Below are 22,820 nucleotides of genomic sequence, written 5' to 3' on the forward strand. Positions count from 1 at the left end.
TAAATTTCTAAACAAGAATCATGAATTTTCAACAAAATAATCTAAAATCAGCAACAAGTCCGTATTTGAAACAATACGAAAATAATCCTGTTTGGTGGCAAAGTTGGAATGACGAAGTTTTGAATCATGCAAAAAAAGTCAACAAACCTTTGCTTATTTCAATTGGATATTCGGCTTGTCATTGGTGTCACGTGATGGAACATCAATCTTTTGAAAACGATGAAGTCGCAAAAGTGATGAATGATAATTTTGTTTGCATTAAAATTGATCGTGAAGAACGTCCTGATTTAGATGCTTTATATATGAATGTTTCGCAATTAATTCATCAATCTGGAGGTTGGCCACTCAATGTTTTTGCTTTGCCAGATGGTCGTCCTTTTTATGGCGGAACTTATTTTCCGAAAGTTCAATGGATTGAACTCTTAGAAAATATCAATCATTTATATCATCAAAATCAAGCTAAAACAATGGAATACGTCAACTCTATTGCTGATGGTTTGAATAAAATGGAGGCGATCGAATTGAAATCTTCTTCAACTTTTTCAACAAATAAAATTGATGAAACATTTGAGTTTTGGCAACAACAATTTGATGATGAATGGGGAGGTTTTAATCGTGCACCAAAATTTATGTTACCAAATGCCTGGGAAACCATTTTGCGATATGGTACACAAACAAAAAATAAAAATTGTTTGATTCAAACAAAAATAACATTGGATAGAATGGCTTTTGGTGGAATTTACGACCAACTAAAAGGTGGTTTTTCGCGCTATTCAGTTGATCCATATTGGAAAGTTCCTCATTTCGAAAAAATGCTTTACGATAATGGGCAATTACTTTCGCTTTATTCAAATGCATATAAAGTTTTTGGAGAAGAAGAATATAAAACAGTTGTAGAAGAAACAATTAATTGGTTGAAAGATGAAATGCTTTCGCCTGAAAGTGTTTTTTATTCTGCTATTGATGCTGATTCTGAAGGTGAAGAAGGAAAATATTATGTTTGGAAATCGGATGAATTGAAAACAATTTTGAAAAATGATTTTGACTTATTTCAGCAATATTACAATGTTGATGAATTTGGAGAATGGGAACATGGTAATAATATTTTAATGCGATTGACAGATGACGAAGATTTTGCTACGAAGCAGAACATTAAAACAACAGAACTTCAAACCAAAATTTCTCAATGGAAAAAAATTCTTAATCGAATTCGTGAACAGCGCATAAAACCTCATCGCGACGAAAAAGTTTTAACTTCTTGGAATGCGCTAACCATAAAAGGTTTGTGTGATGCATTTATCACTTTTGAAAATGATGAATATCTTGATTTAGCAAAAAATGCAACCAATTTTATTTTAGAAAATCAATGGAATGGTGAAATTTTGTTCAGAAATTATAAAGACAACCAAACTACAATTCCCGGATTTTTGGATGATTATGCCTTAATGATTGAAGCGTTAATTAAGCTTTATGAAGTCACTTCGGAGATGCATTATTTAGAAACTGCCCAAACATTAACGGAAGAAACTTTTAATCAATTTTATAATCACAAGAATAAAATGTTTGCATACAAATCGCATTATGACACACCTTTGGTTAATGAAACATTTGAGATTTATGACAATGTTATTTCATCATCAAATTCGGTAATGGCAAATAATTTATTTAAATTAGGAAAAATTCTCAATCAAGAAAAATACATTGAACAAGCAAAACAAATGTTAACCAATATCGAAGAAAAAATTCACGATTATCCAACTGGTTTTGCAAATTGGATTCAATTATATCTAAATTTCGCTTATCCATTCAAAGAAATTGTAATCGTTGGCGAAAATGCATTAAAATTTTCGAAGCAAATTCAACAATGTTATGTTCCGAATGCAATTTTTGTTGCTTCAAAAACAGAAAATTTAGAAATCACTCAAAATCGATTCATCGAAAATAAAACATCTATTCATATATGCGAAAATTATACATGTCAATTCCCCGTTTATTCGGTTGAAGAGGCTTATAAAAATATTTAGAAATTACAATAAAAAACCATGGAAAAAACACGTTGCGCTTGGGTAAATAAAGACCAAGATTATATCGATTATCACGATAACGAATGGGGAAAACCTGTAAAAGATGATAAAATTTTATTCGAATTTTTGATTCTCGAATCTTTTCAAGCAGGATTAAGTTGGTTCACAATTCTGAAAAAGAGAGAAAATTTTAGAAAAGCTTTTGCTGATTTTGATGTCAAAAAAGTAGCCAAATTTGATGAAACTAAAATTGATGAATTGGTCCAAAATGAAGGAATTATTCGTCATCGAGGAAAAATTTCGGCAGCAATTAATAATGCAAAACTATTTATAGAAATTCAGAAAGAATTTGGTTCTTTCTCCGATTTTATCTGGAAATACGTTGATGGAAAACCAATTATCAACAATTGGAATTCGATAAAAGAAGTTCCTGCAACAACAGAAATTTCAGATCAAATTGCAAAAGATTTGAAAAAACGTGGCTTCAAATTCTTTGGTTCAACCACTATTTATGCGCATATGCAGGCGGTCGGAATGGTAAATGACCATACAACAGATTGTTTTTGTAAATAACAGCTCAATAAAATCATCTGAAATGTGCATCTTTGCGCAAACTTAGAAAAATGAAAATCGAACTAAAACATTGGATCATCCTTGGCGTTTTGGCGCTAACTTGGGGAAGCTCGTTTATTCTCATCAAGCAAGGATTGGTCGCGTACACGCCATATCAAGTTGGAGCATTACGACTAACAATTGCAGGAGGAATTTTGGCTATTTGGGGAATTCCAAGTCTATTTAAAATTCCGAAAAACAAATTAAAATACGTTGCATTGGCTGGTTTCTGCGGAAATTTCATTCCAATGTTTTTATTTCCAATGGCGCAAACACACGTTTCTAGTTCAACGGCTGGAATTTTAGATTCTTTAGTTCCATTATTTATTTTACTATTTGGAGCCTTATTTTTCAATATCAAAGGAACTAAAAATCAAGTTTTGGGAGCAATAATCGGATTTATTGGAGCTGTTTTATTAATTGGTGGCGATGGTTTTTCTGGCGAAAATAGCCTTTTACATTGCTTATTAATTGTATTAGCAACCGCGCTTTATGGTTTAAATAGTTTAATCTTAACACGCTATTTAAACGACGTCCCATCATTTCAATTATCATCAGCTTTGTTTACAATTTGGTTATTACCTTCAGTTCTAATTTTAATTATTTCAGGATTTTTTGATGTATTTGAAGGAACAGAACAACAATTAAAAAGTTTAGGATTCGTTGCTATTTTAGGACTTTTAGGAACTGCTTTAGCCATGATATTATTCTACCGATTGATACAATCAACAGGTTCGATGTTTGCCTCAATGGTGACTTATTTAATGCCCGTAATTTCTGTATTTTGGGGATTTTTAGTCGGTGAAAAAATCTCATGGATCCATTTATTTGGATTCGGAATGATTTTATCAGGCGTTTATTTAACACAGAAAAAAGAAAAAGAAATCGAAATAATTTAGATCAACTATTTCTTCAACAATAACTAAAAATCTCGCAAACCAAATAGTTTGCGAGATTTTTTATTTAATATTTTTTTTCAAATCTTTTGCTAATTCTTTTGTAAAAGCATCTGCACCTTTGTAATTCATGTGCGTTGTGTTGTAGAAATATTTTTGATCAAAACTAATCGAATCGCTCGAATAATCTAATAAAGGAAGATGATGCTTTTGCAATGTTGTTTGATAACGATTAATCACTTCATCTCGATTCAACATATAATCTTGACCTTTATAAAATTCGGGTGCAATTGTAAAAACTAACTGAATATTTTCTTGTTCACATTTTGCAATTAATTCTTCTAACAAAGCATAATCTGAAAAGTCAAAATCAGAGTTTTTCTTTTTCATTTTTTCCCAATCAACATCCCATTTTCGGTTATACGATTTGAAACCATCATCACGAAAAAGCCCATCTTTATGTAGTTTTTCCTTCTTCGATTTTGCAATTTGATCTTTCCAATACGTTTGATCTCTGTAACGATAAAGCGGTACAATAAAATCGACCAATTTCGTGTCTTTATATTCTTTTAATGCACCATAAAGTTTAAAATTCCACAACATAAAAGGCGTATATTGATTTGGCTGAAAAACTTCATCAATGTGTGAAAACGAAAAAGTATCTAAATTCCAAACAACTATTTTGGGTTTTGGATTATGTTGTAAATACAAATTAAAACGATACAATTGCATTTTGAATTTACTTCCGTTTAATCCAAAATTATGCGTAGTCAGTTTTAAATCTTGTTCTAAAATATTCGGATTAATTTGAATAAACGCCCTCGAAGAACCAAAAATAGCCAATTCAACATTCGTTTTTCCTTCTTTTATTTGATTCCATTCTTGTACTTCTCCGCTAAACAAAGCTATTTTTTTGAGCTGATTCGAATAATAGACATCAACCAAAACCAATGCAATGAAAGCTGAGAATAAGGTAATAAAGAAGTATTTTAAAAATTTCATTTTATTTTAAATATGGTTTTATATCTTCAGCTAATTTTTTTGTAAAAATATCTGCCCCTTTAGAATTTAAATGAAGTTTATCTGCAAAATATTGTTTATCCATTATTTCAGGCATTCTTGAATAATCAATAAAAAGGATATTATTTTCATTAGAAATCTTCTTCACTTTATCAATTATAAAATCATGATTTTTTTGATGATGAATAAAATCAATATAAGTAGGTGAAGTAACTAGTATTAAATTAATATTTTTCTTTTTGCAATCATCAATAATTTGCTTTAGCAAATTAAAAATATTTTCATCAAAATCTATAATTGAATTTTGAGATGTATATTTTTCTTCTTTCCATTTCAAATCCAATTTACGATACCCATTAACTTTAAATGTTTTCGTTTTAGAATATGCAAAAACCTTATATAGTTCTTTAAACCAATTATTTTCATTATAATTTTTAAAATATCTTATTAGAGGAATATAAACATCATAAATTTTATAATAATCAATACCTTTCTGAATATTGTAAAGTTTTATATTATATAATAGGATTGGTGATAATTGATCTATTTTAAAGATCGTATTGTCTCGAAAAGTAAAATCATCAAGAACTAAAATAAAATTTTTTGCATTTGTTTTACTTTCACTAACGTCTATCCTATATTTTATTAAAGGCAGATTTTGAGCATTATACCCTAAATTATATGTTGATTTATTTGTTATTGATTTAAAAATTACAGGATTAACATGTGCCATCGCTCTTGACGAACCGAAAACTAAAATATCTTTATCTAAAATATCATTATTAATTACACTCCATGTTTTCAACTCATCATTATATAAACTACTTTTTAATAATGATTTTGAGATAAATACATCTAACATCAATGCAAATAGATATAAACTCAGTATTCCTAATAGAATTCTTTTAATCCATTTCATTATTTTCTCAACATTTCGATATGCGGAATATCGTCTTCTAAATATTCTTCCGAAACTTGCTCAAAACCAAACGATGAATAAAACTCTTTCAAATAAGATTGAGCAGAAATTCTGATTTCAGATGTTTTAAATTGATTTTCGATGACTTGAACCGAATTTTTCATCAATTGTTTTCCTAATCCATAACGACGAAACTTTTGATTGGAAATTACGCGACCAATCGACGGTTCGTTTTCATACGAAATTCCTTTCGGAACAATTCGAGAATATGCCGCAACCTCATCGCCAATCGTTGCCCAAAGATGTCCACAAACCAAATCCTTATCATCACAATCTTGGTAAATACAATCTTGCTCAATCACAAAAACCTCGTTGCGCAATTGCACTATTTTATATAGCTCTTTCGATGTTAAATCATCAAAAGATTTGTAATGCCAAATAATTTCTTCCATGAATTAATCTAATTTTGAATATTTTGCAATAATATTTTCGAACATTTTTTGAGGTAAAATATTTTTCAAGGTTACAGAAAATTTCTGCATCGATTTTCCAATATAATAATGTGGTTTCAAACTCTTCTGAGCCAAAATATTTTCGATAATCGGAATCAAATCTTCTGTTGGTGTACCATCTTGCACTTCGTGATCGATATCAGCAACCATTGCATCATATCTTTTTTGATAAAATTTTGAAACAAAAGTTTTCACACGACCTTCTGCAATATTGGTTTTGATATCACCAAAATTCAATGTTGCAATTTCCACTCCTGTATGACGATTTTCCAAACGAGCCGATTCAATCAAACGATCAATCATCGCCTTCGAAGCCGAATAATATCCTCTAAAAGGCAAACCATTGTTACTCGCAATCGACGAAACATTCAGGATATAACCGTTTTTTTGAGAACGCATTGTAGGCAAAACCTCTTGCATTGTATAAATAGGTCCGTACACATTAACATCCAATAATTTCTCGATATCAGCTTTCGAAGCATCTTCCACAGCGCCTAACATTCCAATTCCTGCATTGTTAATCAATACATCAATTTGATTGTTCGTTTCCGAAAAAATCTGCTGAAAACTACGTTTTACATTTTCTTTATCCGAAACATCTGTCGCAATATGTTTAAATTTTTCTTGACCTTTAGCTGTTCTTGATAAACCATAAACTTGATGTCCTTTATCGTGAAAATAATTTGCCAAAGTCAATCCTACACCCGAAGAAGAGCCTGTAATTACAATAACTTTTGATTGCATGATTCGATTAATTTAACCGCAAAACTACATAATATCAGGCAAATATTGGTAGATAAATAATTTTTTGAATGGTTATTAGAAGATTCTCTAAATTTGTGCGTTAATTATCAAAAGATTTCAATTGAATCCAAAAACTAAAAAATATATTATAACAGGAATTAAATTAACGATTAGTATTGCGTTAATCTATTATATCTTCTTTGTTAAATTACATATTTTTGATATTTTCAGTCATTACAAAAATGCGAATTGGGCGTATATTTTTATAGCTGTTATCCTTTATGTTCTTTCGCAAGCCTTGTCTGTTTTTCGATTAGATTATTATTTCAGAGATATTAACCTCGATTTATCGTACAAATCAAATGCACGATTATATTTCTTAGGAATGTTTTACAACACCTTTGTTCCAGGTGGAATTGGTGGTGATGCATACAAAGTTTATGTGTTGAATAAAAACTATAAAATCAGTCTGAAAGAAATTTCGCAGGCGGTTTTTCTTGACAAAATTATCGGTCTTTGTGCAATGTTACTCATCATCATCTTCCTAATATTTTTTTCAAATCTGACTGATTATCCTTGGATACAATATGGATCATTAATCCTTTCTTTAGTTGGCTTTATAGCTGTTCCATTTATTTTAGGAATGATTTTCCCTATTCATAAAAAAACTTTCTATAACTCGATGATTTATTCGATTGTATTACAATTGATACAAGTTGGTATGTTGTATTTTGTTTTGGAAGGATTGAATATTCATCCAGAGAATTTCAGTATATATTTATTGATCTTTTTAGTTTCAGGAATTTTATCCATTATCTCTTTTAGTGGATTTGGAATTAGAGAAGCTGTATTTATGTACGCTGCACATCGATTCAATTTTGATGAAACTTTAGCCACAAGTGCAGCATTTATTTTCTCTATCATCACCATTTCGATCTCATTTATTGGGATTATTTACTTGTTTAAAGGGGTTAAAATTGAAGAGAAAAAGAAAAAGACGAATATTTCTTTTTAAAATCTGAAAAATTATTTCTTTGAAATGAAAAGAGTTAAGTCCTAACATTAAATTTTATTTAATTTTTTTCATTTTAACTATTTGGATTATTCAAAAACAGCCCTATATTTGCAATCCAATTACGAAGGTCTCTTAGCTCAGTTGGTTCAGAGCACCTGCCTTACAAGCAGGGGGTCACTGGTTCGAATCCAGTAGGGACCACATAAAGACAATAGAAAGTCTTTCAAATAAAATTCTAAAATAAGGTCTCTTAGCTCAGTTGGTTCAGAGCACCTGCCTTACAAGCAGGGGGTCACTGGTTCGAATCCAGTAGGGACCACATAAAGACAATAGAAAGTCTTTTAAATAAAATTCTAAAAAGGTCTCTTAGCTCAGTTGGTTCAGAGCACCTGCCTTACAAGCAGGGGGTCACTGGTTCGAATCCAGTAGGGACCACTTTAAAGACAATAGAAAGTCTTTTAAATAAAATTCTAAATAAGGTCTCTTAGCTCAGTTGGTTCAGAGCACCTGCCTTACAAGCAGGGGGTCACTGGTTCGAATCCAGTAGGGACCACATAAAGACAATAAAAAGTCTTTTAAATAAAATTCTAAATAAGGTCTCTTAGCTCAGTTGGTTCAGAGCACCTGCCTTACAAGCAGGGGGTCACTGGTTCGAATCCAGTAGGGACCACAACAGAACTTCTTTCAAGAAATTGAAAGGAGTTTTTTATTTATTATTTTTTGTAATTTTATATAAATCAATTCTTATGAAAATTACAAAACTAGTATTACCATTATTTCTTTTACTTTCATGTTTCACTTTCTCCCAACAAAAAAGAAAACAACTTTACCTCCACCTAAAATAAAGAAAGTTCCACCTTTACCAGCTCCTCCAAAAGCTAAATTATACGAGCCAACTTTTGACTACGAATACTTTATTTGGAAACTAGAAAAAGACACGTTATTACCTGCTGAATCCCCTTATGAAATAGTTTTACAAGTCAATGATTACTCAGCTTTTATGAGAATAAATAGTTACCCAGAAGAAACTGAATATAAATCAAAAGTAGTATCCATTAAAAATGGTGATATTATCTCTAGAACAATATTAATGCAGGCTAATAATTATGACGTTGAAATAAAAAATAATATTCTAGAACTGAAAAATCGGAAAACGAATGAAGTTGTAAAGTTTAAAATTATAAAAAAGAGTGGAAAAATTATACAGTTACAAGATCTTAACTCTAAATTAATCTTTACAAAAGATGATAAATACGAATATTACGCTCCGCCTTCTTTGTAACTATAAAAAACTCCGATAACAAACTTCCTTCATTTAACTTGTTCTGAATTGATTAATAGTTGATTTTTCATTTCTTCATTAATATTAAAGATTGTTTTGTAGACCAAAAGGATTATATTACGATTAAATCATTCGTATTATTTTGCTTTATTGCTACGAATATTTCTAAAATATCATTTTGAATATCAATAGAACCTTTATTAACGATTGAAATTATATCGTCTAAAGAAATACTTTTATTTATAAAACTCTCGTCATAAGAACAGCTTTTGACATGATAGATTGCAACATATTTAGATAAATCATTCATGTCACAACTTTCAGTCAAAAGATTAAACCAACTATTCATCAAAATCAATTCTTGTACAAATAAATATAATAAAAAATCCCTCAGCGCTTGAACTGAGGGATTATCTTTTTAAAATCTTAATCTTACACCATTTTCGGTTGTAAATGCTTTTTTACGGAAAAGAAACAAAGTAAGTCCTCCAATAAAAATAGCCGAATCTGCGATATTAAATACAGGCTGAAAGAACTTATAATGTTGTCCGCCTATAATTGGAATCCAAGAAGGCCAATCGAACTCCACAATTGGGAAATAAAGCATATCTACGACACAGCCTGTAAACCAACCAGAATAACCAGCAAAGTTTGCTTGTGCGACACCTTGATATCCTACCCAATCCTGAAACATTTCATTGTAAGTAGTTCCTTTATCGAAAATAACGCCATAAAAAATTCCATCAAGTACATTCCCTATTGCACCTGCCAAAACAAGCGCAATCGGAATGATAAAGAAGTTATTATTTAGTTTTTTCGACCATGCATTAATATAGTAGATAATCATTCCGATTAGAGCAATTCGTAGAAGTGATAAAACAATTTTACCAGTTTCTCCTCCGAAATGCATACCATATGCCATTCCAGGATTTTCTACAAATGCTATTTTAAACCAACCCAAAACATCTACGTCTTCACCTAAAAAAAAGTGTGTTTTTACGTAAAATTTTGAAATTTGGTCTATGATTAAAACCAAAATGGTAATGAGTACTACTTTTTTCAAAATACTTGATTAACGTTGCATATTTTTAGCTTCGATGCTTAATGTTGCATGCGGAACTAATTTCAAACGATCTTTGTTAATTAATTTTCCTGTTACACGGCAAATACCGTATGTTTTGTTCGAAATACGTAACAATGCATTTTTCAAATCACGGATAAATTTATCTTGGCGTGCTGCTAATTGTGCATTTTGTTCTTTCGACATGGTTTCAGAACCTTCCTCAAACGCCTTGAACGTTGGAGACGTATCGTCAGTACCATTGTTACTATCGTTCGTGTAAGCTTCTTTCAATAATTCGTAATCTTTTATCGCTTGATCTAATTTGTCTTGAATTATTGCTCTAAACTCTTCCAACTCTGCATCAGAGTACCTTACTTTTTCATCTGTTGTTGCCATACGCTTACAATTTAGTAATCGCAATTTGCGTCATCAATCCATTAATTTCAACCTCTGCCCCATTTGCAACTTGGTCTTGTAAAACAAGATCTTCTGCTAATGTCTCAGAACAAATGTAATCTTTGTTTTGCTCGACTGCATTTACGATTGATTCATCATTTTTTAAGTTAAGTATAATTTTGTCGGTTACTTCTAGTCCGGTTTCTTTACGTAGATTCTGAATTCTATTTACCAATTCACGTGCAACACCTTCATTAATTAACTCTTCTGTCAATTGTAAATCAAGTGCTACTGTCAATGTAGAATTAGAAGCTACAGTCCATCCTGGGATGTCTTTTGTAGCGATTTCAAAATCTTCTAAATCTAAAGTTAATGTTTTGTTGTCAATTAACAAATCTATTTTACCTGATTGCTCTAATTTAACAATTTCTTCATTCGTCAATTCTGCTGTAGCAGCCGAAATAGCTTTCATTTCTTTACCATATTTTGGACCTAAAGTCTTGAAATTAGGTTTAATAGATTTTACTAAAAGATTTGATGCTTCTTCGTTTGTTAAAAGTTGAATTTCTTTAACGTTAACTTCTTGTTTCAATAATTCTGATACAGCTTCCAAATTAGCTTTCATCGTATCATTCAATACAGGAATCATTACTTTTTGTAATGGCTGACGTACTTTGTTATCACTCAATTTACGAAGTGATAAAATCATACTTGTAGCCGTTTGTGCTAAATGTGTTTGTTCTTCTAATTCTGCTTTAATTAAAGATTCCTCTACAAGTGGAAAATCTGCTAAATGCACAGATTCTGCAGGATTTTTACCTGTAGCTGCATTCAAATCTTTGTACAAACGATCCATGAAGAATGGTGCAATTGGAGAACCTAAAATTGAAACCGTTTCTAAAACTTTGTACAATGTTTGGTAAGCTGCAATTTTATCTTTCGAATAATCACCTCTCCAGAAACGTCTTCTTGATAAACGTACGTGCCAGTTTGATAAATTATCTATCACAAATTCTTGAATAGCACGAGCCGCTTTTGTTGGTTCATAATCTGTTAAAAAGGCATCAACTTTTTTCGTTAATGTATTCAATTCAGAAATAATCCATTGATCTAATTCAGCTCTTTCATTTACAGGAATTTCTTCTTCTTCAAATGTAAATCCGTCCACATTCGCGTATAATGCGAAGAATGAATAGGTATTATATAATGTTCCGAAGAATTTACGACGAACTTCGTCCACTCCAGCAATATCAAATTTTAAGTTTTCCCAAGGTTGCGCATTCGCAATCATGTACCAACGTGTTGCATCAGGACCATAAGTTGCCAATGTATCAAATGGATCGACAGCGTTCCCCAAACGTTTTGACATTTTTTGACCATTTTTGTCTAAAACCAATCCGTTTGACATTACATTTTTGTATGCTTTCGAATCAAAAACTAATGTTCCGATCGCATGCAATGTATAGAACCATCCACGTGTTTGATCGACACCTTCTGCAATAAAATCAGCTGGATACATTGTTCCATTATCAATCAATTCTTTATTTTCGAATGGATAGTGAACTTGCGCATAAGGCATTGCTCCAGAATCAAACCAAACGTCAATCAAATCCGCTTCGCGTTTCATTGGTTTTCCTGATGCAGAAACTAATGTAATTTCATCTACTACATTTTTGTGTAAGTCGATTAAATCATAGTTTTCTTCTGTCATATTTCCAACTTCGAAATTTTGGAAAGGATTAGAAGTCATTACGCCTGCCGCAATTGATTTTTCAATTTCAGCAACTAATTCTTCTACTGAACCAATTACTGTAACTTCATCCCCTTCTTCAGTTCTCCATATTGGCAATGGAATTCCCCAATAACGAGAACGAGATAAGTTCCAATCGTTGGCATTTTCTAACCAGTTTCCGAAACGTCCTTCACCAGTCGCTTTTGGCTTCCAATTGATTTCTTTGTTCAATTCAACCATACGATCTTTTACATCCGTTACCTTGATAAACCAAGAATCTAATGGATAGTATAAAATCGGCTTGTCCGTTCTCCAACAATGTGGATAACTGTGTTTATATTTCTCTACTTTGAAAGCTTTGTTTTGCTCTTTCAATAAAATCGCGATTTCGACATCAACCGATTTTTCAGGAGCAGTTCCATCATCGTAATATTCATTTTTTACATATTTACCTCCATAACCTTCTGGTAAATCAGCCACAAAACGACCTTGTAAATCTACTAAAGGAACAGCATTTCCATACGTATCTAATACCAACATTGGTGGAACACCAGCTTCTTTTGCAACACGCGCATCATCCGCACCAAAAGTAGGCGCAGTATGTACGATACCTGTACCATCTTCTGTTGTTACGAAATCTCCAGGAATTACTTGGAAAGCATTCTCTGCATTTTCGTAAGGCAACGCCCAAGGTAATAGTTGCTCATAACGAGTTCCAACAAAATCAGCACCTTTGTATTCTCCTACAATTCTATAAGGAATTGTCTTATTTCCTGCCGCATAAACTTTAAAATCTTCTTCTGTTTCTGCTAAGAAATATGGTTTACCGAATTGTTTAGCAACCAATGGTTTTCCTAAAATTACGCGAATTGGCTCGAATGTATATTGATTGAATGTTTCAACTACAACATAATCGATATCTGGACCAACTGTTAACGCTGTATTTGATGGCAACGTCCAAGGTGTTGTTGTCCAAGCTAAGAAATACACATCTCCATCAAAATCATTGAATAAATCTGTAGAATCTTTGTTTACTTTAAATTGAGCAACAATCGTTGTATCTGTAACATCTTGATAAGTTCCTGGTTGATTTAACTCGTGTGAAGATAAACCTGTACCAGCTTTAGGAGAATATGGTTGAATTGTATAACCTTTGTACAACAAATCTTTGTTATAAATTTGCTTCAACAACCACCAAACAGACTCCATATATTTTGGTTTATACGTGATATATGGATCTTCCATATCCACCCAATAACCCATTTTTTCAGTCAAATCATTCCACAAATCTGTGTAACGCATTACTGTACGTTTACACGCTTCGTTATATTCTTCAATTGAAATTTTAGTTCCAATATCTTCTTTGGTAATTCCTAATTCTTTCTCAGTTCCCAATTCTACTGGTAAACCATGCGTATCCCAACCCGCTTTACGAAAAACTTGTTTTCCTTTCAAGGTTTGGTAACGACAAAATATATCTTTGATAGAACGTGCTAAAACGTGGTGAATCCCTGGCTTTCCGTTTGCAGAAGGAGGACCTTCATAGAACACAAAAGATGGATTTCCATCACGCGTAGAAATACTTTTTTCGAAAACATTATTTTGTTTCCATTCTTCTAACGTTTCTTTTGAGACTTGTACCAAGTCTAAGTGCTTATATTCTCTAAACTTTTTTGCCATCGAATTCTTTCTTATTTCTTCTAAATCAAGGAGTGCGAATATAAGAAATTTTTACATATTTTTATTGTTATAGAAACGAAAATCATATTAATAATTGCTTAAATTTATACCAATATTATAGATTTAACAATTCTTGAATAAAAATCAGATGATTTCAGATTTAATTCAGGATTAAACAAATAATTAACAACAATTTTTAAAGATATTTTTTCGATGAAAAAAGGCTTCAAATATTACTCAATTCTATTTCTAATTTTGCTTTTTGCAAGTTGTTCCAAAAACGAAGATTATACGGTTTTGATTCCTACAGATGTAGATTTTGTTGCGTTGATAAATCCAAAATCAATTGCAGAAAAAGGTAATTTTCAGAAATTAGAACAATATAAAATTTATCAATTAGCCGAAGGCGAACTTAAAAATCAAGATCCAACTTTTGATCAATTATTAAATGATATCAAAAACAATCCGACTTCAGCAGGCATAGATATTATCAGCCCTATTTACATTTTTGGACAAAAAATTAATGAAAAAAATATGGTGGCGTTGATTACAAATATGCGTGACAAAGATCAATTTGAAAAACATTTATCAACCATTTACAAAGGTTTATACAAAAAAGATATTTCGTTTGAAAAGAAAGATGGTTTTACAACAATTTCTGGATTCAATAAACCGTTTATGGCTTGGAACAAATCTCAATTTTTATTGATTGTTTCTGAATTTGGTGTTGGAGAAAAAGCGATTCAAGATTATTTCGCGAAAATTATCAACGACAAACATTCACTTGCGAAAGAAAATAACAGCTTTGGAGATTTTGTTAAAAACTCGCAGGATATCAACATTTGGTACACTGGAAATTTCTTGAAAAACTTCTCGAAACATGAAAGTTCTGAAAAGAAAAACCTTGATTTCACAAAAAGTTCTTGGGTCAATTTTATTTCATTTACTTCGGACGGAATTAGTTTTACACAGAAATTTCATCCAGATGCGATTACAAAAGTTAAATTACAAAAACATCCGATGTGGAAATCAAAAATCAATACTGATTTTTTCAAGTATTTTCCTGCGCAAAGTTACATGAACATTGGACTTGGAATTTATCCTGCCAACACGCGTTATGTGTTCGAAAATCAGAATTTCTTGACTACTTTTTTAGAACAATATGACATTGATTTGAACAAATTAGAACAAAGTTTTGAAGGCGAAGCTTTGTTTAGTGTATATGATTTTGAGATCGGAAAAGCATTTAATCCAAATGACTTTTTTGGGAAGAAAGAAGCTTTTATCAAGCAAGTTGTTTATCCTCAATTTGTTTTGGGAGGAAAAATGAAAAACGATCTTTTCTTCAACGAATTTATTAAATCTCATCAAGAAAATATTCAGAAAATTGGACCTTATTACATGTTACCAATTTCGACAAATATGAAGATTTATATGACATACAAAAACAATTTGATGTACATCACAAATAATCAATCGATTATGAATCAATATTTGAACAAAATGGTAAGTTCTTCAAATTTTGTTACATCAGAATATGCTACAAACGCTTCAAATCCGATGTTTGGTTACGTGAATTTAAATTTTGATCAATATCCAAAAGAAGTTCAAAATTATATTTATCAACAAATTCCGTTCGGAAATACGAAAGAAATGCAAACGGTTTTATCTTATTTTGATTACGTCGATTACCGCGTTTCGAATGAATACACAAAAACAGGAAAAATACATATGAAAAAGACGGATAAAAATAGTTTGGAAGTGATTTTCTTGCTTTTAGACCAAGCTTATTCACTATTTTTCAATCAAGCTGCACAACAAAATGGAAATTAAAATCAGTCAACTTGTTCCGCATCCTTTGAAGGAATTTGGGTTCGAACAATCTGAAATTTGGAAAAATACATACACTTTTTCGAGCGGAAATATTTATCAAATCGTTGCACATTCTGGTGTTGGAAAATCGACGTTGATTAATATTTTGTACGGCGATAGAAAAGATTATGACGGAGAAGTTTTATTTGATGGACAAAATATTAAGAATTATTCTTTGAATGATTGGACAAAAATTAGACGTGAAAAAATTGCGTATGTTTTTCAAGGTTTACATTTGTTTGAAGAATTGACTTTGATGGAAAATATTCAATTAAAAAATGTATTAACGCAACATCAATCCGAAAATCAAATTATTGAATGGATTGAAAAAGTTGGTTTAAAAAGTCATTTACATCAAAAAGCGATTCATCTTTCTTATGGTCAACGTCAAAGAATTGCTGTGATTCGTGCACTTTGTCAACCATTTGATTTTTTACTTTTGGACGAACCTTTTAGTCATTTAGATGAAGTAAATCAACAACTTCTGATTGATTTGGTTACCGAAGAAGCTACAAAAAATAACGCTGGAATCATCTTTACAAGCTTACACGAAATTCACGATAAACGCCTTTCAAATGTCATTCAACTCTAAAACTTTAATCGAAAAATTAGTTCGTAAAAATCTAAGTTTCTTACGAATTACAACCTTTTGTTTTTTCTCAATCATTGGATTTTTTATCTTGATTTTAGCTGGAACAATTTATTTGGATTATGCCAAAAATTTTGGAGAAGATAGCTCAGTTTGGAAAGCAAATTATGTGGTTTTGAATAAAAAAATATCGTCTTTACAAACGTTGACTGGAGAAAAACCAAGTTTTAGTGAAAATGAAATTAACGATTTGAAATCGCAAAATTTTGTTGAGAAAGTCGGAACATTCAAAAGCAGTCAATTCCCTGTAAAATTACAAGTTGGTGGAGTTGCTGGAATTCGTGGTTTTTCGACTGATTTATTTTTCGAATCTGTTCCAGAAGATTTTATTGATGTAAAAGAATCAGATTGGAAATGGCAAGAAGGAGAAGATTTTATCCCGATTATTATTCCGAAAAGTTATTTGAATTTATACAATTTTGGTTTTGCAACAAGTCAAGGTTTACCACAAGTTTCGGAAGGATTATTTACTAAAATTCCTTTTCAATTGATTTTAGGAAAAGGAGAAAATCAGAAAGTATATCAAGCGAGAATTGTCGATTTTACAACAAAAATTAATACGATTTTAGTTCCTGAAAACTTTTTGGAATGGGCAAATCAAACTTATGCACCTCAAAAAAATACAGAACCTTCACGAATTGTTGTTGAAACGAAATCTCAAGGAGATGAAAATGCTTCGACTTATTTTGAGCAACAAAATTATGATATCAACAAAGATGAATTGAAAAATAATGAATTGACGTATTATCTGAAATTAGCTTTTTCGTTGGTTTTATTTATTGGCTTAATCATTGTTTTTGCAGCGATTTGGTTGATGATTATCAATTTTCAATTGATGATTGAAAAGAATAAACACAAAACAAAGGATTTATTTTTGATTGGTTACAACATCAACCAACTGGCTCGTCCGTATCTGAAATTTTCGATTATATTTATGTTATTCAGTTATATTATTTCTATTCCGTTAGTTTATTTTGTTTTAGATATCATCAAAGAAAAAGTCGGTAAATTTATGGCAACAGAAACTTCGCATGTTTGGGAAGTGATCGGTTTTGGATTAATCATCGTGATTATTTTATTCATCATTAATAAAATAATTTTGACACAATCCGTCAAAAAAATTGCTTTGAAAGATTAATACTAAATTTTATAAAAACACAAAAAAGGATTCTGAAAATTTTCAGAATCCTTTTGTTTATGCTTAATATTCTCGATTAGAACGAATATCCAACTCCTATAGAAAACGAATGATTTTTTACATCTCCAACTTCTACATTGTTGTTGTTTTTATTATCTCCTATTTTAGTTAATCCCATATAATATCTCGCTCCAACATTGATATTGTCTGTTACATTATATCCCAAACCGAAGTTAACACCAAAGTCAAAGTTTTTTACATCATCTTTTACATCAAACTTTTGTTCTGTTGTGTAAACGGTATTATTCGCATATGTACTTGTAGATTGTTTGTTGCTCGCATACAGATTAAATCCAAATTGTGGACCAGCCTCTATATTAAAACGAGATGCAGCAGGATAGTATTTGAACATGATTGGAACTTGAATATAATCTAAAGTCGTTTTATTGTAATTTTTGACCGTCGTGTTTCCAACTTCTGTTACGTCAGTTTTTTCTCGTCCCCCCATTCGTGTAAAATTTACCTCTGGTTGAACAGCAAATTGATCATTAATTGGAAAGTGTCCATAAAGACCTGCGCTAAAACCTACTTTATAATCATTATCATTTACATCTTTTCCATTGAAAGAAGACATATTTACACTGGATTTAATACCAAATTGTGGCGATGTAGTTTTTTCTTGTGCGCTCAAACTTACAACTCCTAACATTGCAGCAGCAATAAAAAATATTTTTTTCATCTTTTAAATTTTATAGTTCTAATTATGATGTATGCATAATTTCAAGTCTTGTGCCAAATAATGTTAAAAAAGAGTACTACAAATATTAATTAACTCATTTTAAATATATTAATTATTTGATTTTAACATTCATAAAAGCATATTAATAAAAAAAAGCTACATCTTTCGATGTAGCTTGTATCAAGTATAAGTTGTTCTTGTTATTAGAATTTATAAGCAAATCCTAAAGAAACTGCATCTGCATTAGACTTTTTATCAAATCCATAGTTATTACTTGAAGCAATTCCTTTATATCCAGCATATACATCAAAGTTAGCTCCTGAATAACCAAATTTTGGTTGCCAGAATAAACCTCCGTCCATATCACTTTTCGTAGCAATTGCATAACCTAAATCTCCACCAATAAATAAATTGTTACTGAATTCGTATTTTGCAGTTGCTGCTAATGGAATAAACCCAAAATCTTCTCCTCCTAAATCTTTAAAATCACTTTTAGCAATAAAATGGTCATACCCGACTTTCGCTCCTAATTTGAAATTATTTGCAATAGGATGTAAGTAAGCTAAGTCTACTCCAAGGTTAAAAGAAGAAACATCTGATGCATTACCTACTGGAAAACCCACGTGTACTGTACCTTCTACTCCTGACGTTTGCGCTGAAACTCCTACCATACCTGCTACTGCTAAAGCAGCTGTTAATAACACTTTTTTCATTTTTATAATGTTTTAAAATATTTACAATTTTGTTAAACTTATTTGCATAATTTCAATTTATGTGCCAAAGTTAAAAACTAAATAATGATAAAACACACTAAAATTAACAATAACCTAATATTCAGAACTTTATATTACATAAAAAGCTCCAAAATAATTTTTGGAGCTTTTCTGTTTTTATTGATTTGACTTATTGTCCGACCATTTTGTATAAAATATTCTGTTGTTGTTTCGCATAATTGGTATCAATTTCTGCTGCTACACCAATCATTTCGTCTAAATAATTAAACTGATTCATGATTTTTGCTTGATCAGCTGCGTCAACTTTTCCATCTGCCACAACTTCTTTATATAAGGTTTCGAATTTCTTCAAAACAGGATTATAAGCAGATTCGAAAACTTTCAATGCTTTTTCTTTATCACCTCTTTCACCTAAAGCGGAAGCTTCATTGTAGATTGACATCATCAAATCATTTTTAGCCGCGGCTAAATCTGAACCAATTGAATATCCTTTCCCTGAAGGCAACGATTCGAAGAAAGCAATTTTCGCATTCGCTTCTTTACGAACGTGCGCGAACAATTCTTGCGCTTTTTTATCCTCCCCAGCTTTCAAATAAATTCCAGCAATTCTACTTACACCATAACCAATATCGTATTTCGCTAAAGCAGGAATTTCTAACATCACTTTGTCTAAAACTGCAATCGCTTCTTTTTTACGTCCAGCATTCAATAAATCATCAGCCAAACGAACAGCAGTATTTCTATAAGAAGATGTATAATTACGCTCTGTCAAACTAAATGAAGCATCAGGGTTATTATATCCAGACCATTTATACGAATTGAATGTTCTTAATAACATGTCATTATCAGAAGCACCAATAATTCCTCCTTTACCAAAAGGCGTATAAATAGGAACTAATTTATAACTCATTCCAGCATTCAATAAATAATCATTCATGTAGAATGTATTTTCTGGATCAGAAATTCCTCCTCCACTAAAGTAGATAGGTCGATCCCAATTGTATTTCGCCATCATTGACAACAACAACAAATTGTTTTTGAATAAACTTGACGCTTTGATATTAATTGTGATTGAATCAACCATTTTATCTGCATCTTTTGCACTTACAATTCCGTATTTTAGCGCATTTGCTTTATTTACAGGAACAACAATTTTTGAAACAGGTAAATAATTTGCTCCACCAATTGGATAACCAAAATAATCTGCTAAAGCTTGTTTCTCTGGTGATTTATTATCTAAAATAAAATCCATCGCTTCTTTAGCTGTCATACTATCTGTTGTGATATATTTTTGCAAAGGTTTTAAACTTTTATAAACTGACATCACTTGGTTTGGATCAATTTCAGGATCAGATAAATATTGACCAACTTGCTCGATTGGCATTTGACTTAACGTTTCTAATGTTTGATTAGACCCTGGTTTAATGAAACTATTCAATTGATCAAAAATATTTTTGATAGAACCTCCTACCACAAAAATTTGATCGTTAGTTCCAGATTGATAATCTTTCGGTTTCAAATCACTTGGAAGAGGCGCTGCATTGTACGTTCTACGTAACAATTGTTCTAAATTCCATGGAGAAGCAGCCAACGTTAAATTCGCAATTTTTACATCATCACGGAAATTTTCGGTTTCTTGTAATCCCCAAAGTGGATAAGTATCATTGTCACCATAGACAAAAAGAATAGCGTTTTTATCGAGCGGATTCAGATAATTGTAAGCTAAAGAATAAGCTACAGAACGCTCTGAACGATCGTGATCATCCCAGTTTTGAGCTCCCATTAAAATTGGAATACCAGCTAAAATAACTGTCGTTCCAATTGCTAAAGATGGTTTCAATTCTTGCTTCATCAATTTCTGAAGTAATAAATAAACTCCTTGTACACCCAATCCTGCCCAAATCGCAAATGCATAGAAACAACTTACTAATGCATAATCACGTTCACGAGGTTCGAAAGGTTTTACAGATGTATAAAAGATGATTCCGACACTTGTTAAAATAAACAATGACAACAATGACCACCAGTTAACAAAATTTCTGTTTAATTGTGTAAATAACCCGATTAAACCTAAGAATAATGGTAACATGAAATATACATTTGTTCCATCATTTCTATATTCATCTGGTAATTTTGATTGATCTCCTAAACGTGGATTATCAATAAATGGAATTCCTGAAATCCAATTACCTTTTGTAATCTCGAAATTACCTTCTAAATCGTTTTGGCGACCAGAGAAATTCCACATAAAGTAACGGATAAACATATAGTTGATTTGGTAATCAATAAAGTAATTAAATTGTTCACCAAATGTAGGTGGTTCGATATCTAAAATCTCACCATATTTCTTAAGTTCTGCAACTTTTAATTGTCTGTTTTGACGTTTCTCAACCAATTGCGCGTACATTTGTTGCGCTTCTTTATCACCCGCATATTGTGCATTCAAAGAGAATTTTGGAAAAGCATAAACTGCCGCATAATTCTCCATCACACCTGGGTCTGGACTGAACATTTTAGGGAAAAACTTCACATATTTATCTTCATATGTATAATCTAAACGATCCGAAACTTTCAAATATTTTCCTGTACGTTTATCCTTGATATATTCAGAACTACGAACTGTACTTTCTGGCGCTCCATTAGTATCACGCTTAATTCCGTCACTTGCAATATGAGCCGTAAAAACTGGTCCGTACATCACAGGCCAAGAACCATATTGTTCACGATTAAAATAATCTAAAACACCCAAAGCTGTATCAGGATCATTCAAATTCATGTGAGGATTTGCGTTTGCACGAATCGGAATAACTAACCAACATGAGAAACCAATCAACATAAAAATCACACACCACGAAATTGTATTCAATAATGCTGAACCATATTTCTGAGTTAATTTAATCGCAAAATAGAAAACTGCGATTAAAATGATAGCGGCGATAATTGTCCCAGAATTGAAAGGCATTCCCAAATTATTGACTACATAAATCTCTGTTCTACCAAAGAAAGTCATTACAACTGGGAAAATTATTTTGAATACAAAAGCTAAAATAATCAATGTAATAACATTTGCGATTAAGAAACTTTTGATTGTAAATCTATATTTTCGAGCATAGTATACAAAACAAACTGCTGGAATTGCTAACATTGCCATTAAGTGAACACCAACCGATAAACCAATCACCAACGAAATAATTACCAACCATTTGTTTCCTCTAGGTGTATCAGCGACTTGATCCCATCTTGTAATCAGCCAAAATAATAACGCTGTGAAGAAAGATGCCATTGCATAAACTTCTCCTTCTACCGCAGAAAACCAGAATGTGTCGCTAAACATAAAAATTGCAGCTCCAACTAATCCACTTCCTAATGTTATAATTTTTTGAGAAGCATTTAGTTCAATCGCATCAACATTCATTGGATCTTGCGTTTTTGCAAACATTTTTCGAGCAAAATATGTAATTGTCCAAAACAAAAACATAATTGTTCCTGCACTATACAAGGCAGATGTACTGTTGATTAATATGGCGTATTTGCTTCCGTCACCAAAAGCTAAACCAGACCAAACTGCTCCCATTATTTGGAACAAAGCTGCCCCTGGTGCATGCGTAATTCCCAATTTTGCTGATGATACAATGTACTCACCACAATCCCACAAACTCAGGTAACGCTCCATCGACGCCAAATACAATATTGTCGCTATCAAGAACATCGCAACACCCAAGATGTTGTTCCACTTTTTGAAATTTATATCCATTTTGTTTTAATAAACTATCTTGCGAAAATAAGATAAAAA

Annotated in this window: 19 protein-coding genes and 5 tRNA genes; 13 read left to right on the plus strand and 11 right to left on the minus strand. The window is 31.5% G+C overall.

Annotated features, from left to right (window positions below; translation table 11 throughout):
- Positions 1-20: 20 nt before the first annotated feature.
- The 3 genes from G0Q09_RS00660 to G0Q09_RS00670 are packed head-to-tail and all read left to right on the plus strand — an operon-like array spanning position 21 to position 3,535.
- Complete coding sequence (locus G0Q09_RS00660; protein WP_219033641.1) at positions 21-2,024, plus strand: thioredoxin domain-containing protein; 2,004 nt, start codon at positions 21-23, stop codon at positions 2,022-2,024.
- An 18-nt stretch (positions 2,025-2,042) separates the two neighbouring features.
- A complete protein-coding gene (locus G0Q09_RS00665; RefSeq protein ID WP_219033642.1) occupies positions 2,043-2,597 on the plus strand; it encodes a DNA-3-methyladenine glycosylase I in 555 nt (184 codons plus the stop codon).
- Positions 2,598-2,647: 50 nt separating this feature from the next.
- Positions 2,648-3,535 carry a DMT family transporter gene (locus tag G0Q09_RS00670; RefSeq protein WP_219033643.1) on the plus strand — a complete coding sequence of 296 codons (888 nt, stop codon included), beginning with the start codon at positions 2,648-2,650 and terminating at the stop codon, positions 3,533-3,535.
- A 60-nt stretch (positions 3,536-3,595) separates the two neighbouring features.
- Here the strand turns inward: G0Q09_RS00670 and G0Q09_RS00675 are convergent, their stop codons facing one another.
- The 4 genes from G0Q09_RS00675 to G0Q09_RS00690 are packed head-to-tail and all read right to left on the minus strand — an operon-like array spanning position 3,596 to position 6,727.
- Positions 3,596-4,534 (minus strand): hypothetical protein, encoded by a 939-nt coding sequence (locus G0Q09_RS00675; protein WP_219033644.1) that lies wholly within the window; start codon positions 4,532-4,534, stop codon positions 3,596-3,598.
- A 1-nt stretch (position 4,535) separates the two neighbouring features.
- Positions 4,536-5,471 carry an SGNH/GDSL hydrolase family protein gene (locus G0Q09_RS00680; RefSeq protein ID WP_152606089.1) on the minus strand — a complete coding sequence of 312 codons (936 nt, stop codon included), beginning with the start codon at positions 5,469-5,471 and terminating at the stop codon, positions 4,536-4,538.
- Complete coding sequence (locus G0Q09_RS00685) at positions 5,471-5,923, minus strand: GNAT family N-acetyltransferase (RefSeq protein WP_038331925.1); 453 nt, start codon at positions 5,921-5,923, stop codon at positions 5,471-5,473. Before G0Q09_RS00685 ends, G0Q09_RS00680 begins: the two co-directional genes overlap by 1 nt.
- 3 nt (positions 5,924-5,926) lie before the next feature.
- Entirely contained in the window at positions 5,927-6,727 is an 801-nt protein-coding gene (locus tag G0Q09_RS00690) for an SDR family NAD(P)-dependent oxidoreductase (RefSeq protein WP_219033645.1), read from the minus strand.
- A gap of 121 nt (positions 6,728-6,848) precedes the next feature.
- Here G0Q09_RS00690 and G0Q09_RS00695 point away from each other — a divergent pair, with 121 nt between their 5' ends.
- The 7 genes from G0Q09_RS00695 to G0Q09_RS00725 all read left to right on the plus strand — a co-directional run bounded on the left by G0Q09_RS00695 (position 6,849) and on the right by G0Q09_RS00725 (position 9,024).
- Entirely contained in the window at positions 6,849-7,742 is an 894-nt protein-coding gene (locus G0Q09_RS00695) for a lysylphosphatidylglycerol synthase transmembrane domain-containing protein (RefSeq protein ID WP_219033646.1), read from the plus strand.
- Positions 7,743-7,868: 126 nt separating this feature from the next.
- Positions 7,869-7,943, plus strand: a tRNA-Val gene (locus G0Q09_RS00700).
- A gap of 43 nt (positions 7,944-7,986) precedes the next feature.
- A tRNA-Val gene (locus G0Q09_RS00705) sits at positions 7,987-8,061 on the plus strand.
- 41 nt (positions 8,062-8,102) lie between these two features.
- A tRNA-Val gene (locus tag G0Q09_RS00710) sits at positions 8,103-8,177 on the plus strand.
- A 43-nt stretch (positions 8,178-8,220) separates the two neighbouring features.
- Positions 8,221-8,295 (plus strand) — tRNA-Val (locus G0Q09_RS00715).
- 42 nt (positions 8,296-8,337) lie between these two features.
- Positions 8,338-8,412, plus strand: a tRNA-Val gene (locus tag G0Q09_RS00720).
- 120 nt (positions 8,413-8,532) lie between these two features.
- Positions 8,533-9,024: a hypothetical protein gene (locus G0Q09_RS00725; protein WP_219033647.1), complete on the plus strand. Its 492-nt coding sequence runs from the start codon at positions 8,533-8,535 to the stop codon at positions 9,022-9,024.
- 112 nt (positions 9,025-9,136) lie between these two features.
- Here G0Q09_RS00725 and G0Q09_RS00730 read toward each other — a convergent pair whose 3' ends face one another.
- From G0Q09_RS00730 to ileS, 4 genes are all read right to left on the minus strand, one after another.
- Positions 9,137-9,373 carry a hypothetical protein gene (locus G0Q09_RS00730; protein WP_219033648.1) on the minus strand — a complete coding sequence of 79 codons (237 nt, stop codon included), beginning with the start codon at positions 9,371-9,373 and terminating at the stop codon, positions 9,137-9,139.
- Between the two features lie 69 nt (positions 9,374-9,442).
- Positions 9,443-10,087, minus strand: a complete 645-nt coding sequence (locus G0Q09_RS00735; protein WP_038331916.1) for a lipoprotein signal peptidase — start codon at positions 10,085-10,087, stop codon at positions 9,443-9,445.
- Between the two features lie 9 nt (positions 10,088-10,096).
- Entirely contained in the window at positions 10,097-10,483 is a 387-nt protein-coding gene (locus G0Q09_RS00740; RefSeq protein WP_038331914.1) for a TraR/DksA family transcriptional regulator, read from the minus strand.
- Between the two features lie 4 nt (positions 10,484-10,487).
- Positions 10,488-13,895 carry an isoleucine--tRNA ligase gene (gene ileS / locus G0Q09_RS00745; protein WP_219033649.1) on the minus strand — a complete coding sequence of 1,136 codons (3,408 nt, stop codon included), beginning with the start codon at positions 13,893-13,895 and terminating at the stop codon, positions 10,488-10,490.
- Positions 13,896-14,108: 213 nt separating this feature from the next.
- On the opposite strand from ileS, the gene G0Q09_RS00750 reads away from it, so the two are divergent.
- Genes G0Q09_RS00750 through G0Q09_RS00760 form a run of 3 tightly spaced genes read left to right on the plus strand, consistent with a single transcriptional unit; the run spans position 14,109 to position 17,554 of the window.
- Entirely contained in the window at positions 14,109-15,728 is a 1,620-nt protein-coding gene (locus tag G0Q09_RS00750; RefSeq protein WP_219033650.1) for a DUF4836 family protein, read from the plus strand.
- On the plus strand, positions 15,718-16,359 hold the full coding sequence (locus tag G0Q09_RS00755; RefSeq protein ID WP_219033651.1) for an ATP-binding cassette domain-containing protein: 642 nt from the start codon (positions 15,718-15,720) through the stop codon (positions 16,357-16,359). The genes G0Q09_RS00750 and G0Q09_RS00755 overlap by 11 nt, the downstream gene beginning before the upstream one ends.
- The gene (locus tag G0Q09_RS00760; protein WP_219033652.1) at positions 16,343-17,554 is read left to right on the plus strand and encodes a transporter; all 1,212 of its coding nucleotides are present in this window, start codon (positions 16,343-16,345) and stop codon (positions 17,552-17,554) included. The genes G0Q09_RS00755 and G0Q09_RS00760 overlap by 17 nt, the downstream gene beginning before the upstream one ends.
- A 76-nt stretch (positions 17,555-17,630) precedes the next feature.
- Here G0Q09_RS00760 and G0Q09_RS00765 read toward each other — a convergent pair whose 3' ends face one another.
- From G0Q09_RS00765 to G0Q09_RS00775, 3 genes are all read right to left on the minus strand, one after another.
- Positions 17,631-18,293 carry a porin family protein gene (locus G0Q09_RS00765; RefSeq protein WP_219033653.1) on the minus strand — a complete coding sequence of 221 codons (663 nt, stop codon included), beginning with the start codon at positions 18,291-18,293 and terminating at the stop codon, positions 17,631-17,633.
- Positions 18,294-18,496: 203 nt separating this feature from the next.
- Entirely contained in the window at positions 18,497-19,006 is a 510-nt protein-coding gene (locus G0Q09_RS00770) for a hypothetical protein (protein WP_219033654.1), read from the minus strand.
- 190 nt (positions 19,007-19,196) lie between these two features.
- Positions 19,197-22,781: a glycosyltransferase family 117 protein gene (locus tag G0Q09_RS00775; RefSeq protein ID WP_219033655.1), complete on the minus strand. Its 3,585-nt coding sequence runs from the start codon at positions 22,779-22,781 to the stop codon at positions 19,197-19,199.
- Between the last annotated feature and the right edge of the window lie 39 nt (positions 22,782-22,820).

The organism is Empedobacter falsenii (assembly GCF_019308355.1).
In the GTDB taxonomy this organism is placed as follows: domain Bacteria; phylum Bacteroidota; class Bacteroidia; order Flavobacteriales; family Weeksellaceae; genus Empedobacter; species Empedobacter falsenii_B.

What these genes read in the sequence shown, in the direction of transcription:
- G0Q09_RS00665 (WP_219033642.1), top strand. Translation starts at nt 2,043, where the DNA reads ATGGAAAAAACACGTTGCGCTTGGGTAAATAAAGACCAAGATTATATC.
- G0Q09_RS00775 (WP_219033655.1), bottom strand. Translation starts at nt 22,781, where the DNA reads ATGGATATAAATTTCAAAAAGTGGAACAACATCTTGGGTGTTGCGATG.
- G0Q09_RS00690 (WP_219033645.1), bottom strand. Translation starts at nt 6,727, where the DNA reads ATGCAATCAAAAGTTATTGTAATTACAGGCTCTTCTTCGGGTGTAGGA.
- G0Q09_RS00770 (WP_219033654.1), bottom strand. Translation starts at nt 19,006, where the DNA reads ATGAAAAAAGTGTTATTAACAGCTGCTTTAGCAGTAGCAGGTATGGTA.
- G0Q09_RS00685 (WP_038331925.1), bottom strand. Translation starts at nt 5,923, where the DNA reads ATGGAAGAAATTATTTGGCATTACAAATCTTTTGATGATTTAACATCG.
- G0Q09_RS00730 (WP_219033648.1), bottom strand. Translation starts at nt 9,373, where the DNA reads ATGAATAGTTGGTTTAATCTTTTGACTGAAAGTTGTGACATGAATGAT.
- G0Q09_RS00725 (WP_219033647.1), top strand. Translation starts at nt 8,533, where the DNA reads ATGTTTCACTTTCTCCCAACAAAAAAGAAAACAACTTTACCTCCACCT.
- G0Q09_RS00675 (WP_219033644.1), bottom strand. Translation starts at nt 4,534, where the DNA reads ATGAAATTTTTAAAATACTTCTTTATTACCTTATTCTCAGCTTTCATT.
- G0Q09_RS00765 (WP_219033653.1), bottom strand. Translation starts at nt 18,293, where the DNA reads ATGAAAAAAATATTTTTTATTGCTGCTGCAATGTTAGGAGTTGTAAGT.
- G0Q09_RS00760 (WP_219033652.1), top strand. Translation starts at nt 16,343, where the DNA reads ATGTCATTCAACTCTAAAACTTTAATCGAAAAATTAGTTCGTAAAAAT.
- G0Q09_RS00740 (WP_038331914.1), bottom strand. Translation starts at nt 10,483, where the DNA reads ATGGCAACAACAGATGAAAAAGTAAGGTACTCTGATGCAGAGTTGGAA.
- G0Q09_RS00750 (WP_219033650.1), top strand. Translation starts at nt 14,109, where the DNA reads ATGAAAAAAGGCTTCAAATATTACTCAATTCTATTTCTAATTTTGCTT.
- G0Q09_RS00660 (WP_219033641.1), top strand. Translation starts at nt 21, where the DNA reads ATGAATTTTCAACAAAATAATCTAAAATCAGCAACAAGTCCGTATTTG.
- ileS (WP_219033649.1), bottom strand. Translation starts at nt 13,895, where the DNA reads ATGGCAAAAAAGTTTAGAGAATATAAGCACTTAGACTTGGTACAAGTC.
- G0Q09_RS00680 (WP_152606089.1), bottom strand. Translation starts at nt 5,471, where the DNA reads ATGAAATGGATTAAAAGAATTCTATTAGGAATACTGAGTTTATATCTA.
- G0Q09_RS00755 (WP_219033651.1), top strand. Translation starts at nt 15,718, where the DNA reads ATGGAAATTAAAATCAGTCAACTTGTTCCGCATCCTTTGAAGGAATTT.
- G0Q09_RS00670 (WP_219033643.1), top strand. Translation starts at nt 2,648, where the DNA reads ATGAAAATCGAACTAAAACATTGGATCATCCTTGGCGTTTTGGCGCTA.